We start from the raw sequence: 15491 nt of genomic DNA on the forward strand, positions 1-15491 counted from the left end.
AATTTAACTTTTGGTCAATGTTAAAACTGTATTTGTTAAACCTTTCTCTGATATGCCATAATGTTCAAATATCTCCACCTGTGAACCTGAAACGGTATGGTCATCCGGTAATCCCACAATTTTGAACGGGTTACGAGAGCCGTTCTGGAAAAGCAATGAAGCAACCGCTTCGCCTAATCCGCCATTCACCGAATGTTCTTCTACTGTAATAATGGGTTTGCCATTGGCTGCAATATTCAAAATTAAAGTGCTATCTAAAGGCTTAATAGTGTGCATGCTCACGACGGTACAAGAAATGCCATGCTCTTTTTCTAAAACCTCCGCCGCTTTTGCACATGGGAGAACCGCTTCACCCGTAGCTATAAATGTCAAATCTTTGCCCTCTTTAATAATTCGGCCTTTACCTATTTTAAAATCCCTGCCAGCTTCACCACTCAATGAGTCGGGCATATTTTTCTTGCCGAAACGGATATAAACCGGACTTGTCATTTCTGCAGCCTGACGAATGGTCTGCTCAGTTTCGAAATTATCTGAGGGGGAAACAATCGTAATATTATTGATGGCGCGAAGCACAGCGTAATCATGTAAACTATGGTGCGTACTGCCCAAGGCACCATAACTGACACCCGCCGAAATACCAATCAATTTAACCGGATTGTCAGAATAGCAAACGTCATTTTTGATTTGCTCTAATGCCCTTGCTGTCAGGAAACATGCCGGGGAAACCGCAAAGGCTTTTTTACCCATACTGGCTATACCCGCTGCTATGCCTACCAGATTTTGTTCAGCAATGCCTATTTCTACAATTTGCTCAGGGAAACGCTGTCCGTAAGGCACCAATTTACCAGAGCCACGAGAATCGCTTGTTACCACATAAATATCGGAATCCTGTTCAGCCAGAGACTGTAACGTTTCTGAGAAAACCTCCAGATTTGCTTTATTGATTGTATAATTCATAATTCCGGTCAAACTGCTTAATTTAACTCTGTTAAAGCCATTTCATACTGCTCAGCAGTTGGTACGCCGTGGTGCCATTTCAGTACATTTTCCATATAACTTATACCTTTTCCTTTAGTAGTATGGGCAATCACAAATGAGGGTTTGCCTTGTTCAAATGGGAGGCTCTCTAAAGTTTGTGTCAGCGCCTCAATGTCGTTGCCATCAATCTGTCTTACTGCCCAGCCAAAAGCTTCCAGTTTTTTATCCAGTGGTTCAAGACCCATTACTTCTGCATTGGGGGCGGTAATCTGTAATTTATTGTAATCCAATATGGCGCAGAGATTATCTAATTTATAATGTGCGGCAAACATAAATGCTTCCCAGTTTGAGCCTTCGGCCATTTCACCATCACCTAATATTGTAAAAACTCTTACCGGAGACTTATCTTTCTTGGCCATCAGTGCATTGCCGCAACAGATAGATAAACCATGCCCCAAGCCACCCGTATTCTGTTCTATTCCTCTGATTTTTTTGGTCGGGTGACCGATATATGGTGACTGGTATTTACATAAGGTCAATAAATCTTCTTCCGGAAAAAAGCCTTTGTCTGCCAGCACTACATAGAGTGCTTCTACGCAATGTCCTTTGCTCTGCACATACCTGTCGCGCAGATTGGAATCAAAGTTTTCAGGCGAGACATTCATGATTCTATTATACAGCACATTGAGAATATCAATGACCGACAAACTCCCACCCGTGTGCCCGGCTTTGGCATTGTAAATGTATTTCAGAATGTTTCTTCTGTAGAGCTTTGATTTCTCTTGTAATGCTTTGATTTCCATTTCTTTGGCTTTTTGGACGGCATTTTTAAAATTAAACGTTTTTTAGAAAGTGCCGGTTTGGTGGTAGAGACAGGGCATTGCCCTGTCTCTACGTGGATATATTGCAATATTTCTCTGCCTTCTATTAATGCTTGTAAATCTCCCATCCCATATAGTTGCCCAATGCTTCTTCCAGGATGCTGGCAGTTTTTGAAGCATTCATTACTACATGGTGTTCGAAACCGTTTCTACAAACATATTTCATGAGTCCTTGTAAATCAGGGATTTGTGCAACTGCCCGATTCCCGAAAGTGTTCAGAGGGTCGTTGGTCAGCTCACCTTCTCCTATATAAGCTTTGATGACTCCTTTAGGGTCGTCGGTACTGATACGTCCATAAGTCAAAGGCATGGCAGGGGTGCGGCCGTCTAATGCGCCGTAAGTATTTTCAACACCTACTGTAGTGCCTAAAATCGGTGCATTGCTAATTTCAATATCCGGTAAGAACGACTTTGCCCAGTTGCCGCAATGAAACAATACACACTTGTTTTCATCGTCGGCATAATTATTATTCCAGTCTACCAAAGCGCTTGGTGAGCCTGAGGCCAATTGCATGGCATACATCGAAAGCGTACCAGTCACATCTACTTCGCAAGCACTAGGTAACATATTTTCTGACATGATACTCATGCTTGTACATACATTGCAGCCATAGTTTTGTTGAAGGGAAGTCCAGCATTGAATGGCTGTTGCATCCAGTACATTTTCTTCCATTATCTCCTTCAAAACCACATCTAATCGGGCAATCTGTAGCATGGCTTCGTTGGGTGTCCTACCTTTAGGCGCATAGGCATTGATAGATTCCAGATGTTGTTTTACTTTAGTATCGTCAGTTGCCAGTTTATTGGCTCTTCCTAAGATTTCTGATAAGTCGAAAGTCGTTACGGTAATGCCATTTCTTTGAAGTATTTTCTCTGAATAACGAACCGTATTAAAAGCACCAGGCCTTGCACCAATTGCCCCGATTCTCACATTTTTCAGGCCTTTTACTACCCGGCAAACGGCTACAAAATCCAACAAGTCTTTCTGAAAAGTTTCACTAGATGGCAAACTCACATGCTGGCTCGTCAAAGTATATTTAATGCCATATTGATAAAGGTTATTACAAACCGAAATCTTACCACACCATGAATCGCGGCGATTCACCACGTTCATCTTATTGAGGTCGTCCGGGTATGCCTGAATCAGTACAGGAACATTCAATCCGGCTAACTTAAGGGTATCCGCCACACCTTTTTCATCACCAAAGTTGGGTAGTAGAACCAGTATTCCGGTGATTTCCTCCCGATGGGCTTTGAATAATTCGGCACATTTCTGTGCTTCTTTAAAAGTCTCCACTCCTCCGAGCTTTGTTTCGTTGCTATCTACCAGAATAGGTTTCAGGTTCAGTTTAGCAAAAACATCAATGATTTCGGTTCTTGCTTTTTCTACTAAACTATCAGGAAAAAAATCTCTGTTTCCGATGATGATTCCAAGTGTCATTTTTAATTTTAATTAATTGTAAGACAAACATTTTTTAGCCTTAACTATTACTTCGCCAGACTTTATCATAGAAATCATCCCATTTATTTCTTTCTATAGTTTTGCTTGCAAAAATATCCCACCAAGCTGTTTTGATTTTATATGAATCAATCACTTTATTAAACGAAAAATATGCGAGAGGGTCGTTATCCTCTTTTGGTTTATTAAAACCATTTTTAGTAATTCCTCTAAATATTCCACCATAAACTCTCCCAACTGCGAATTCACTATCTTCGTTGCTTAATTCAAACTTCTTTTGTACTAATTGGGATATTACAGAATCAGGCAAAGGGTTTCTAAATTGGTCTCTATTAAATCAAAAATTTCACTGGCAAGTTGGCTATGAGTAAATCCATATTTGATATTTACTCGCAAATCATTTGTAGATTCGTTCATATTCTCTATTTATGCAATAATTACCTCAATCTCATTTTCTCTGAAAACATCTTTGTGTTTTTCTTCTATTCCGGCATCGGTAATGATATAATCTATTAAGCCTAAGGCACCCAGACTCGCTAAGGCACTTTTACCAATTTTGGTGCTATCCGCCACCAGATAGGTAACCTCTGCGGCATCAATCATGGCTTTTTTTACCACCAAGTCGCTGATGCTCGGGTAGGTTAAACCAGATTTCAGTGAGATGCCTGCAGTTGCCAGGAATAGCTTCTGTACATTCAGTCCCTTAAAAAAATCGGCCGCTTTTTGTCCGGTTAATGAGAGGGTAGGAGGTTTGAACTCTCCGCCTGTCATGATTACTTCTATACTTGGCTCTGTGCCGAGCATCAGGGCTATATTCAGCGCATTGGTAATAACTGTTAAGCTTTTAATACCAGAGGTCTTTATCTTTTTGGCAATCTCGGTGGTTGTACTGCCCGAATCCAGAATAATGGTATCTCCTGTTTCGATAAACTCCAGACATTTCTGGGCGATTACTTCTTTTTTATCCAGATTATCCTGATGCACTAAAGAAAAGCTCCGCACCTGGTCTTCAACGTTTTTAAGGTATGCTCCACCGTGTTCTTTTATGATGAGATCTTCGGCTTCGAGTTTCTCTAAATCCTGCCGGATGGTTACTTCTGTTACTTTAAAGAGGCGAGCCAGATCTGCTACTTTGGCTGAGCCATCTTCACGCAATAATTCTAAAATTCTATCTCTCCGCTGATTTGGTAGCATAGTTTACGAATGAATATTAAATGTTGATAAATGAATAATCAGCAATTTACATATTTAAAATTCATTTTCTTGAAGTAAAATTAAAAGAAAATAAAAGAAATAAAAAGAAAATAAACGAAAATATTTGACAAATGAATTTTTGCTTTTACTTTCGCAATCAAAAATAAGTTAAAGTAATTATTTAAAAAATTATAAAACTATCTGAAGATGAAAAAAGGTATTTTCTTTTTACACAATAAACAAAATATGCTTTATTGGCTAATGCTTCTGGTATTGCCATTTTTAGCACAGGCGCAACGCCGGCCAAGTAAAATTGTATCACCTGAGATACTTCCGGATAACTCGGTTGTCTTCCGTATAAAAGCACCTGACGCCAATTCAGTATCAGGCACATGGCCAAAGTCATTTAAAAATATGATTCCGATGGTGAAAAAGGATTCAGTATATGAAGTAAAAGTAGGCCCATTACCATCAGATATGTATGAGTATGAGTTTATTCTGGATGGTATTCCGACCCTTGACCCCAATAGTAGCATGGTAACCCGTGATGGTGCCTGGATTCAGAACAGATTGATGGTGCCTGGATTCAGAACAGATTGATGGTACCGGGTGCGCAGGCAGATATATATGATGTAAAACCTGTTCCGCATGGTGATTTAAAAGCGGTCTGGTATAACTCTGCTTCTCTGGGTTCAGAGCGCAGAATGTTTATTTATACCCCTCCGGGATATGATAAAAGCAAAAATAAGTATCCCGTTTTATACCTATTGCATGGCGGTGGTGGAGACGAAGAAGTATGGTTGAGTAGGGGTAGAGCCAATTATATTATAGATAATCTGATAGCTACCGGAAAAGCCGAACCGATGATTATGGTGATTACGAATGGTAATCTGGTTACGACTGCCGCGCCTTTAGACCGCAGTGCTTCTATGCAGAATAAAGTAGCGCCGGGTATTAATTCGATGGCATCAGGCAAATTTGAAGAAAGTCTGGTAAAGGATGTGATTCCTTACGTTGAAAGTAACTATCGGGTAATTGCTGACGCAAACCACCGGGCATTGACCGGGTTTTCAATGGGTGGCTACCAAACACAGAACATCACCAATGCCAATCCGGATAAATTTAAGTATATTGGCGTGATGAGTATGGGATTGTTCTCCACCTTTATCAAAGATGGTAGCTATAAAAAAGAAGACCATGTGAAGCAGTTGAAGGAGTTACAAAAGAACAGCCCGAAAGTATATTGGATAGGCATGGCCAAAGACGATTTCCTGTATTCGAGCGTGGTAAAAATGAAAGAGCTATACGATGAGATTGGTTTTAAATATACTTATAGAGAGAATGAGGGCACGCACGATTGGAACTCATGGAGATTATATCTGAGCGAATTTGCTCAATTAGCATTCAAGTAAACCCTAAAATATATATGATGAAAACAAAGCTTAAATTAGTATTATCCCTGTTTTTTGGATTGATACTATTAATGAATACGGCCAACGGACAATCAAAACCGCGAACCATAGTAACCACTGATGGCGAGATAGATGATGTGGATTCATTTATCAGAATGTTGCTATATGCGAATGAGTTCAGGATAGAGGGATTGGTTTATAGCAGTTCGATGTGGCATTATAAAGGCGATGGCAAAGGCACTAAGTTTGTTTCTGAAATGGCCATGACTAAAAACCTGTACAAAGAAAAAACTGACCTTCGCTGGCCGGGTGTTACCTGGATGCAGGACCTGATTGGAGCTTACGAAAAAGTATATCCAAACCTTATGCTGCATGATAAATCTTTTCCGACTGCCAATTCGCTTCGCAAACTGATAAAAGTAGGAAATATTGATTTTGAGGGAGAAATGGAGAAGGTGACCGAAGGCTCAGAGCATATCAAAAACAAATTACTGGATGCAACCACCGAACCTATTTATCTGCAGGTTTGGGGTGGAACAAATACCATTGCCAGAGCATTGAAATCTATAGAAGAGCAGTATAAGAATACGCCTCAATGGTCGCAGATATATAAAAAAGTATGTCAGAAGGCCATAATTTATGCTATTCTTGACCAGGACGCTACTTATAAAAAATACGTGGCTCCTAATTGGAAAGACATTAAGGTTTTCTATAATGCCAGCCAGTTCTGGTGCTTTGCATATCCCTGGAAAAGAGCTGTTCCTCAATCGCAGCATTATTTACTGGAGGGTAAATTTATGGGTGATGAAATCATCAATAATCATGGGCCATTGACGAAGATGTATTATAGCTATGGCGACGGACAAAAACAAGAGGGAGATGATGAGCATATACATGGTGATTTAAGCAAAGTAAAGACTGGTCAGTGGGGCGCATTTGGTAAGTACGATTTTATTTCAGAGGGAGATTCACCTTCTTATCTGCACCTGATTGATGTAGGCTTAGGTAATATTCAGAATCCATCGTATGGCGGTTGGGGAGGTAGATTGAAACAATCAGCCGAGAATCCGAATCGTTGGGAAGATGGCAAAGAGGTGGCTGATTATAATCCATTTACGCAGAAGATGGATTTAACTTATCCTCAAACCCGTTGGATAGAGCCTATTCAATTAGACTTTGCCTCTCGTGCCGATTGGTGCGTAAAAGACTTTAAAAATGCCAACCATGCACCAAAAGTGTCGGTGAAAACCAATACTATTAAAGCCAAAGCAGGTAGCAAAGTGCAGATTGTAGCAAGCGCCAAAGACCCTGATAATAACAAAGTAAACTTCAATTACTGGCAATACAAAGAAGCCGGAACTGCCAAAGATGCTGTGGAAATAAGTAAGCAAACCAACGAAACGGCAGAAATAACATTGCCAGCGACATTAAACAGTGGAGATACCGTGCATATCATTGTAGAAGGTAAAGACGAAGGAACCCCTGCACTGACTCGCTACCAAAGGGTGATTATTACGGTTTTGTAAGATAAAGGATTGATTAACTAAAAGAGGTTTCTCATTGCCAGAGAAACCTCTTTTAGTTAATAAGAGGTATACCATTATTATTGGTATGTATTTACTAATTACCAACTGTTAACTCAACCTTCAAATCATTATAACCCTTGTCTGAATCCCAAGTACCTTCATTGGCGAATCTAACTGCATATTCAACCCGATCTTTAATAGACGCAGACATATCAGGAAGATAAAGATATAAGTGATATTTACCTGAAACTGTATTAACAGGAAGTTTAATTTGCTCAACAATTTTACCAAATTTGCCAAGCCATTTTCTTGGGTCAGTTTTCAACTTTATTCTCACTTCTTTATCGGTTTTAGTATTAACCAGAACCAAATAAGCTTTTCTTTCATTAAACATAGCACTATAGCCCTTGTTCTCAATATTTAATTCTACTTTGAATGCCTTTGACCGAGATACTTTTTGGGGATAACTAATTGAGTTTAATTGTAACCTGTAGCCAAGATTATTAAATATATCATCATAACAATTGTCTCCTCTTTTCCACTGGTTCATTAATTCCATAGGATAATCCATATTAAGAAAAGACCAGTGAAATTTTCTTAGTTCTATCACAGCATTAGGACAATCAGAACGTGGCGAATTTACTTTACAGGTTTCTCCACCCATTGGTAAGTATTTAGTCTGATTTTCCATAAAGCCATATTCAGTATTTATTCTGGCTTTCACATATGTTCCTAAATCCGTATCACTGGCTAAAAAACAATCATTGTGAAATCCTATACGAGATTCATTGGACTTATTAAATGCTTTTGAAAGTGTAATAGCTTTATTGCCATACATACCGGTTTTGTATCTGGGAGTTCGTATTTGTACCATGCGGCTAGCAGGTAGTGCGTCTAATAGAGCATCAAGTACTTCCCTTCTAGCCGGATAATTAGGTTCAGAGTCAACTCTTGTTGGAATTCCAAACTCTGCTTGCGTTGTGGCATGCCATTCGCCATAAGTGCCTATAAATCCGGCTTGTACCACGTAAATCACATCAACATTCTTTTCAAAAATAGGTTTTAGCTGTTGGATATGATTGATAATCATGCTTTTTGAAGCGTCTCTTACATTTGCCTTTGAGTTCTTTGTGTATGAGAATCTAATGACAGCTTTAAGACCAACCTTTCGGAGCATATCAAAATCAGCCTGCACGTTGTCCAGATAAGCTTTTGAAATTGGGGCATTTATAAAATCGTCAAGATAGAATCCTCGATAGATTATGGAGATATTAGCTCGTTTTAATGTATCTAATATATTCTCTTTAAGCCTTGAGTAGTACTTTGAGTTTGTATCGAAATGCTGGTAAAAACCTCTTTCCGGATTAAATATCCTTTCTTCTGTAGGCTTAAAACCATTATACTTTACTAATGAAGAGGTATTTACATTCTGCTTGCCAATAAACGAAAGGCAACAAAATGTCATGATTAGGTGAGATAGTCTAATTTTCATGTTTCTAAATAAAGTTTATTTCCAAAATCTGGTTTCTAAGTAACTCAATTAAGCCTAATAATGTTGCTTAAGATATTTTGAAACACGATTAAAAGATTAATATCTAGAAGTTTTACAAGGATTCTGAAAGTTTTCAATTCCATAAGGTACGATTAGAGGCTGGTAAAGCCTGATAAAGCAAATAGCCCCTAAAACAGTTTCAATTCCATAAGGTACGATTAGAGGGTATGGAGATAAGTTTTTATCAATCCTTACTACCAAGTTTCAATTCCATAAGGTACGATTAGAGGGATAAGAAGCTTAAAACTGATTTTAAATTAAAGGAGTTTCAATTCCATAAGGTACGATTAGAGGTATTCACTACGGTATAATACCATATAAATACCACTGTTTCAATTCCATAAGGTACGATTAGAGGTGCCGCTTTTGGTGTAACAGGAAGTAGAATAACTAACGTTTCAATTCCATAAGGTACGATTAGAGGCTGCATTAATTATGTTAGACATCATCTTTGCCTTCTTGTTTCAATTCCATAAGGTACGATTAGAGGGCTACTAATGCCTGGACATATAATCCTATTCAGGCCGTTTCAATTCCATAAGGTACGATTAGAGGACTGATATTAGCGGCCTAACAAAATCTTCTGTAGGTTGTTTCAATTCCATAAGGTACGATTAGAGGTGAGCATACTATTTAAGGTAGTACTGATTTTATCAGGTTTCAATTCCATAAGGTACGATTAGAGGATAGCTGCTATTGCGCTTTTGACTGGTGGTGTAATCGTTTCAATTCCATAAGGTACGATTAGAGGCACTTTTTCATTAGGTTGAACCTCTTCTTTAACCTCGTTTCAATTCCATAAGGTACGATTAGAGGCTTATTTTGTAGATATAGAGCGCCTGAAGGTAAATGCGTTTCAATTCCATAAGGTACGATTAGAGGTTTTGTCTATATGAAGTACGAGATAAAAACACAAAAGTTTCAATTCCATAAGGTACGATTAGAGGTAGTTTGAGTACCTTAAAAAAAAGCCCTGTTCCTGAGTTTCAATTCCATAAGGTACGATTAGAGGTCGTTAGAAAATTCTCAGTATGGCGCGGGCAATTTATGTTTCAATTCCATAAGGTACGATTAGAGGTGCCTCAGTACGTGGCATTTTAAATTTCCCACCAAAGTTTCAATTCCATAAGGTACGATTAGAGGTAATAATCTAAAACATTATCACGAGATACATTTAGAGTTTCAATTCCATAAGGTACGATTAGAGAGTAGTTTTTCCAAGTCTGCTTTGAAGCACTTAGCTTGTTTCAATTCCATAAGGTACGATTAGAGGCGACCAGAACGCACTGGCGCAACTCTTAGCCGCAAAGTTTCAATTCCATAAGGTACGATTAGAGGCACACCGCCTGTGCCTGTTGAAATGGCTGGTAATGGGTTTCAATTCCATAAGGTACGATTAGAGGGCCGACAATACGGCTATTATTAAAAATATTCTCATCGTTTCAATTCCATAAGGTACGATTAGAGGGATTAATCAAAATCACGTGTAGTGCCAAAGTTACGGCGTTTCAATTCCATAAGGTACGATTAGAGGTTTCAGCTTTTTTTCGTAGCGTGTCCAAGTTGATTTTGTTTCAATTCCATAAGGTACGATTAGAGGTCGGAGCGATACCCCTTGCACCAAAGGTTTTAACAGGGTTTCAATTCCATAAGGTACGATTAGAGGCAAAAATAGCGGTGCAGAATTAGGCACAACAGACTTTGTTTCAATTCCATAAGGTACGATTAGAGGCAACTGGAATATCCTCATTAAGACTACTTATAAAAGGTTTCAATTCCATAAGGTACGATTAGAGGTTCGTATTTCAGCTACCAGCGACGTAGCAAAGTTTAGTTTCAATTCCATAAGGTACGATTAGAGGTTTTTGGCTCAACCCAACAAGACGGCGTATTTTCATGTTTCAATTCCATAAGGTACGATTAGAGGGAAAAACACCACTACCAGTTGAACCCGAATGCAATGTGTTTCAATTCCATAAGGTACGATTAGAGGCTTAAAATACCGATTGTGCGAATAAAGAAACACCCAAGTTTCAATTCCATAAGGTACGATTAGAGGAATGACATTGATTTTATCAAAGAATTAGAACGCCGTGTTTCAATTCCATAAGGTACGATTAGAGGCCAAATCCTTTGATGCCTTATGACGAGTTTATGTAGTTTCAATTCCATAAGGTACGATTAGAGGTTGCTTCGCCCGCAGGATTGGCAGCCGCCGCTTTAGTTTCAATTCCATAAGGTACGATTAGAGGAAGGGATCGGGTTCAAGAAAATGGATTGGCAACTAAGTTTCAATTCCATAAGGTACGATTAGAGGTCAATGAAATAAAGTATAAGCACTTAAGGTATCTTGGTTTCAATTCCATAAGGTACGATTAGAGGCCAGAAGCGATGAAGCCAAGGCTCTGGGAGTTCAAAGTTTCAATTCCATAAGGTACGATTAGAGGAACCGGTTCGGCAATGCTCTGGGGGGCCGTAGTGCAGTTTCAATTCCATAAGGTACGATTAGAGGTTATCAGGTAGGCCAGAATGTTCAGCTAAAAATACCGTTTCAATTCCATAAGGTACGATTAGAGGAGCAGGAGGTAGTTAAGGAATACTATAAGAGTAATCCGTTTCAATTCCATAAGGTACGATTAGAGGTTAATTTGTAATGGTAATAATTAATGGTAATTTCTAAGTTTCAATTCCATAAGGTACGATTAGAGGTATCAATATTATCCCGATTATGAAGCAGCCTAATTGGTTTCAATTCCATAAGGTACGATTAGAGGATATTGATGATACGGGGAAACGGGTGGCGTTTGCGCGTTTCAATTCCATAAGGTACGATTAGAGGCGTTACTATCACATTGGGCACAAGTCCGGTATTCAAGTTTCAATTCCATAAGGTACGATTAGAGGATGCATCATGAATTGAACGGCCGCCCATGTATACCGCGTTTCAATTCCATAAGGTACGATTAGAGGAAGGAATTTAGCTATGAAGCATTTAGCTAAGTTTTGTTTCAATTCCATAAGGTACGATTAGAGGACCGTACCCATGAGAGCCGCTACGATAGCCTCCTATTGTTTCAATTCCATAAGGTACGATTAGAGGCCAGGGTTGCGGGAACTTCTTACACGATACGAGCGGGTTTCAATTCCATAAGGTACGATTAGAGGGGGCCAAACTTACCGACAAACGAGCCGCTAAATATGGTTTCAATTCCATAAGGTACGATTAGAGGAGTGAAGTGCGATTGATAGAAAAGGGTCACCTACCGAGTTTCAATTCCATAAGGTACGATTAGAGGATTTATTCGGCGTGTTAATTGCCTGTTCTCAAACGCCGTTTCAATTCCATAAGGTACGATTAGAGGTCCAGCTGTTACTAAGTGATAAGCCCCTCTTATTTCGTTTCAATTCCATAAGGTACGATTAGAGGTCGGTTAATCAACGTATAACCAACTTAGTATAACAAGTTTCAATTCCATAAGGTACGATTAGAGGTTGTGGGAGATAAGGCAGGTTGTACGGAACTGGTTGTTTCAATTCCATAAGGTACGATTAGAGGCCTGAGTCAGGGACAGCACCCGCGGGGTGGAGCAATGTTTCAATTCCATAAGGTACGATTAGAGGAGAATTTAAGCCACGTGCACCATAGGTTTTTACTATGTTTCAATTCCATAAGGTACGATTAGAGGTAGTAAAATACTGTGTACTTGCTTGACCTTTGAAAAGTTTCAATTCCATAAGGTACGATTAGAGGATTGCGGATACCACCGACCGAAAACAATAGATTTTGTTTCAATTCCATAAGGTACGATTAGAGGCATGTACCCTACAATTCGATTTCGCCCTTTACTTTTGGTATCTGCAAACACAGTACAAACCTGGCATGTACCCTACAATTCGATTTCGCCCCCGTCCAGAGTTTCAATTCCATAAGGTACGATTAGAGGAAAGGCTATGAGCCAATTAAAAAGCATAAAGGTGAAGTTTCAATTCCATAAGGTACGATTAGAGGTTAGGAATGCAGTTGGAAACTTAATTCCGAAACAAGTTTCAATTCCATAAGGTACGATTAGAGGTAGCCGATACCATCGCACAGTATGTTGCGAGAAAAGGTTTCAATTCCATAAGGTACGATTAGAGGGAATGAGTTTTTAAGAGTACTTTAACTTTTTTGCAAGTTTCAATTCCATAAGGTACGATTAGAGGGCTTTTATCTTCTACCGAAAGCAAAAACGGTTTATTGTTTCAATTCCATAAGGTACGATTAGAGGTTAATTTTGGCTTTTTTGGTGCTTTTAATACTCGCATGTTTCAATTCCATAAGGTACGATTAGAGGTTTTGAGCAAAAAGTCAAGCAAATCGCAAGTAGACTGTTTCAATTCCATAAGGTACGATTAGAGGCTGTTACCAGTCCTTCCATAAATTTCGCTACGTCGCGTTTCAATTCCATAAGGTACGATTAGAGGCCATCTGGAGCGGTGCAATTATTAATGTCATCATTGTTTCAATTCCATAAGGTACGATTAGAGGCGCTTTGGTTAGTGATGCCTGAACCGCCTGACTAAAGTTTCAATTCCATAAGGTACGATTAGAGGTCTTTGCGGATTCGGTTCGCATATCTCCGTACAAATGTTTCAATTCCATAAGGTACGATTAGAGGGGCGACCTTTTTTGCAATGCTTTCAGCACTCGTAAAAGTTTCAATTCCATAAGGTACGATTAGAGGCAGAAACCATGAACTTTGATAATTTTCGATTTGTTCGGTTTCAATTCCATAAGGTACGATTAGAGGTGTGTATCCTGGCACATCTTTTATACGTGCTTCCAAGTTTCAATTCCATAAGGTACGATTAGAGGAAGGATGCGAATGCAGCACGAATGAAGCAATAAAAGTTTCAATTCCATAAGGTACGATTAGAGGTATTGATATAGCTGATAAAAGACTATTAACTGAAATGTTTCAATTCCATAAGGTACGATTAGAGGTGGCATCAGTAGCGGCACCCCGTAAATTGTTATAATGTTTCAATTCCATAAGGTACGATTAGAGGTATTTCACAATATGAGAAATCACCCGACACACAGCAAGTTTCAATTCCATAAGGTACGATTAGAGGTCTTCTCATGTACTTTAAATGCTGGCTTAAATCCATGTTTCAATTCCATAAGGTACGATTAGAGGTTGTATTTGCCTATCAGACAGCTAACCGCGAAACTGAGTTTCAATTCCATAAGGTACGATTAGAGGTGGGCCAGGAAGTCCAATTAGATTTTGCAATGCGTAGTTTCAATTCCATAAGGTACGATTAGAGGCCAAGTGATTCTGATTGCATTAGAATTGACCGTAATGTTTCAATTCCATAAGGTACGATTAGAGGGTGAGTATAGGGAAGAGCGTGAGCCGTCGGCGGAGTTGTTTCAATTCCATAAGGTACGATTAGAGGGAACCGATTGCGGCAGGGAAAGGTGAGGCGAAATAAGTTTCAATTCCATAAGGTACGATTAGAGGACTACTCTACCTAATGTTTATTGCTGTTGTTTTTGTGTTTCAATTCCATAAGGTACGATTAGAGGGGCCAGATTCGAACTGTTTGGTAGTTGTTGAGATAAGTTTCAATTCCATAAGGTACGATTAGAGGGTGTGAAGCTTGATGCAAATGAAAGTCAGGAAAATTGTTTCAATTCCATAAGGTACGATTAGAGGGGGCTACGTTCTGGAAGTGCCGGAAGTGTGGGGGAAGTTTCAATTCCATAAGGTACGATTAGAGGCTTCGATGATGCAGCTAATGAGCATGTGACTAAGGAGTTTCAATTCCATAAGGTACGATTAGAGGAAGTGTTGGGGCTGTTCAGCAGAAAGCTTTTAAACTGTTTCAATTCCATAAGGTACGATTAGAGGAATGAAGCCAGTGCAGCGGCTGCAAGTCCGAATGGGTGTTTCAATTCCATAAGGTACGATTAGAGGTAAATTAATTTTCATTTCTCAAACCTTGTACAAAAAGTTTCAATTCCATAAGGTACGATTAGAGGTAAATTAATTTTCATTTCTCAAACCTTGTACAAAAAGTTTCAATTCCATAAGGTACGATTAGAGGTTAAACGCTTTTACTTCAGGTGGAAAATTTTTACCCGTTTCAATTCCATAAGGTACGATTAGAGGAAGCCAATGCCGCTATTGAAAGAAAGATTTCTTTGAGTTTCAATTCCATAAGGTACGATTAGAGGCAAATTAAGATCTAATGGCACACTTGAATTTGTTGGGTTTCAATTCCATAAGGTACGATTAGAGGTGTTCGGCTGTTGGAGATAGCAATATTTCTATTTCTGTTTCAATTCCATAAGGTACGATTAGAGGAGGCAAAATGTGCAATTGAAACATGCCACTACCTTGGTTTCAATTCCATAAGGTACGATTAGAGGTATCAATGAAGAAAGGATGGAAGAATCAAAGAAAAGGTTTCAATTCCATAAGGTACGATTAGAGGCAGGAT

At 39.0% G+C, this 15491-nt stretch carries 9 protein-coding genes and 2 CRISPR repeat arrays (1 of these 11 cut by a window edge); of the genes, 3 read left to right on the forward strand and 6 right to left on the reverse strand.

Annotated features, from left to right (window positions below; translation table 11 throughout):
- Positions 1-3 precede the first annotated feature (3 nt).
- From D0T08_RS07250 to D0T08_RS07270, 5 genes are all read right to left on the reverse strand, one after another.
- Positions 4-957: a transketolase family protein gene (locus D0T08_RS07250; protein WP_116981927.1), complete on the reverse strand. Its 954-nt coding sequence runs from the start codon at positions 955-957 to the stop codon at positions 4-6.
- Between the two features lie 17 nt (positions 958-974).
- A complete protein-coding gene (locus D0T08_RS07255; protein ID WP_116981928.1) occupies positions 975-1781 on the reverse strand; it encodes a transketolase in 807 nt (268 codons plus the stop codon).
- Positions 1782-1905: 124 nt separating this feature from the next.
- Complete coding sequence (locus D0T08_RS07260) at positions 1906-3300, reverse strand: L-fucose/L-arabinose isomerase family protein (protein ID WP_116981929.1); 1395 nt, start codon at positions 3298-3300, stop codon at positions 1906-1908.
- A gap of 40 nt (positions 3301-3340) precedes the next feature.
- Positions 3341-3628, reverse strand: coding sequence for a hypothetical protein (locus tag D0T08_RS07265; protein WP_116981930.1), 288 nt, complete (start codon positions 3626-3628; stop codon positions 3341-3343).
- Positions 3629-3744: 116 nt separating this feature from the next.
- Positions 3745-4512: a DeoR/GlpR family DNA-binding transcription regulator gene (locus D0T08_RS07270; protein ID WP_116981931.1), complete on the reverse strand. Its 768-nt coding sequence runs from the start codon at positions 4510-4512 to the stop codon at positions 3745-3747.
- Positions 4513-4719: 207 nt separating this feature from the next.
- On the opposite strand from D0T08_RS07270, the gene D0T08_RS07275 reads away from it, so the two are divergent.
- The 3 genes from D0T08_RS07275 to D0T08_RS07285 are packed head-to-tail and all read left to right on the forward strand — an operon-like array spanning position 4720 to position 7450.
- Positions 4720-5112 (forward strand): hypothetical protein, encoded by a 393-nt coding sequence (locus tag D0T08_RS07275; RefSeq protein ID WP_116981932.1) that lies wholly within the window; start codon positions 4720-4722, stop codon positions 5110-5112.
- Complete coding sequence (locus D0T08_RS07280) at positions 5112-5924, forward strand: esterase family protein (RefSeq protein WP_116981933.1); 813 nt, start codon at positions 5112-5114, stop codon at positions 5922-5924. The genes D0T08_RS07275 and D0T08_RS07280 overlap by 1 nt, the downstream gene beginning before the upstream one ends.
- A 14-nt stretch (positions 5925-5938) precedes the next feature.
- Complete coding sequence (locus D0T08_RS07285; protein WP_229238915.1) at positions 5939-7450, forward strand: nucleoside hydrolase-like domain-containing protein; 1512 nt, start codon at positions 5939-5941, stop codon at positions 7448-7450.
- A 94-nt stretch (positions 7451-7544) separates the two neighbouring features.
- Here D0T08_RS07285 and D0T08_RS07290 read toward each other — a convergent pair whose 3' ends face one another.
- Positions 7545-8942 (reverse strand): DUF4832 domain-containing protein, encoded by a 1398-nt coding sequence (locus D0T08_RS07290; RefSeq protein ID WP_116981934.1) that lies wholly within the window; start codon positions 8940-8942, stop codon positions 7545-7547.
- Between the two features lie 130 nt (positions 8943-9072).
- Positions 9073-12818: a CRISPR direct-repeat array (repeat unit 29 nt; unit sequence GTTTCAATTCCATAAGGTACGATTAGAGG).
- 99 nt (positions 12819-12917) lie between these two features.
- A CRISPR array of direct repeats spans positions 12918-15491; the repeat unit is 29 nt; unit sequence GTTTCAATTCCATAAGGTACGATTAGAGG (it continues 452 nt past the right edge of the window).

This window comes from Emticicia sp. C21, from assembly GCF_003418935.1.
Classification (GTDB): domain Bacteria; phylum Bacteroidota; class Bacteroidia; order Cytophagales; family Spirosomataceae; genus Emticicia.

Excerpts from the sequence above, each read along its gene's own strand:
- D0T08_RS07255 (WP_116981928.1), bottom strand. The coding sequence starts at position 1,781 with ATGGAAATCAAAGCATTACAAGAGAAATCAAAGCTCTACAGAAGAAAC.
- D0T08_RS07280 (WP_116981933.1), top strand. The coding sequence starts at position 5,112 with ATGGTACCGGGTGCGCAGGCAGATATATATGATGTAAAACCTGTTCCG.
- D0T08_RS07260 (WP_116981929.1), bottom strand. The coding sequence starts at position 3,300 with ATGACACTTGGAATCATCATCGGAAACAGAGATTTTTTTCCTGATAGT.
- D0T08_RS07285 (WP_229238915.1), top strand. The coding sequence starts at position 5,939 with ATGATGAAAACAAAGCTTAAATTAGTATTATCCCTGTTTTTTGGATTG.
- D0T08_RS07275 (WP_116981932.1), top strand. The coding sequence starts at position 4,720 with ATGAAAAAAGGTATTTTCTTTTTACACAATAAACAAAATATGCTTTAT.
- D0T08_RS07290 (WP_116981934.1), bottom strand. The coding sequence starts at position 8,942 with ATGAAAATTAGACTATCTCACCTAATCATGACATTTTGTTGCCTTTCG.
- D0T08_RS07270 (WP_116981931.1), bottom strand. The coding sequence starts at position 4,512 with ATGCTACCAAATCAGCGGAGAGATAGAATTTTAGAATTATTGCGTGAA.
- D0T08_RS07250 (WP_116981927.1), bottom strand. The coding sequence starts at position 957 with ATGAATTATACAATCAATAAAGCAAATCTGGAGGTTTTCTCAGAAACG.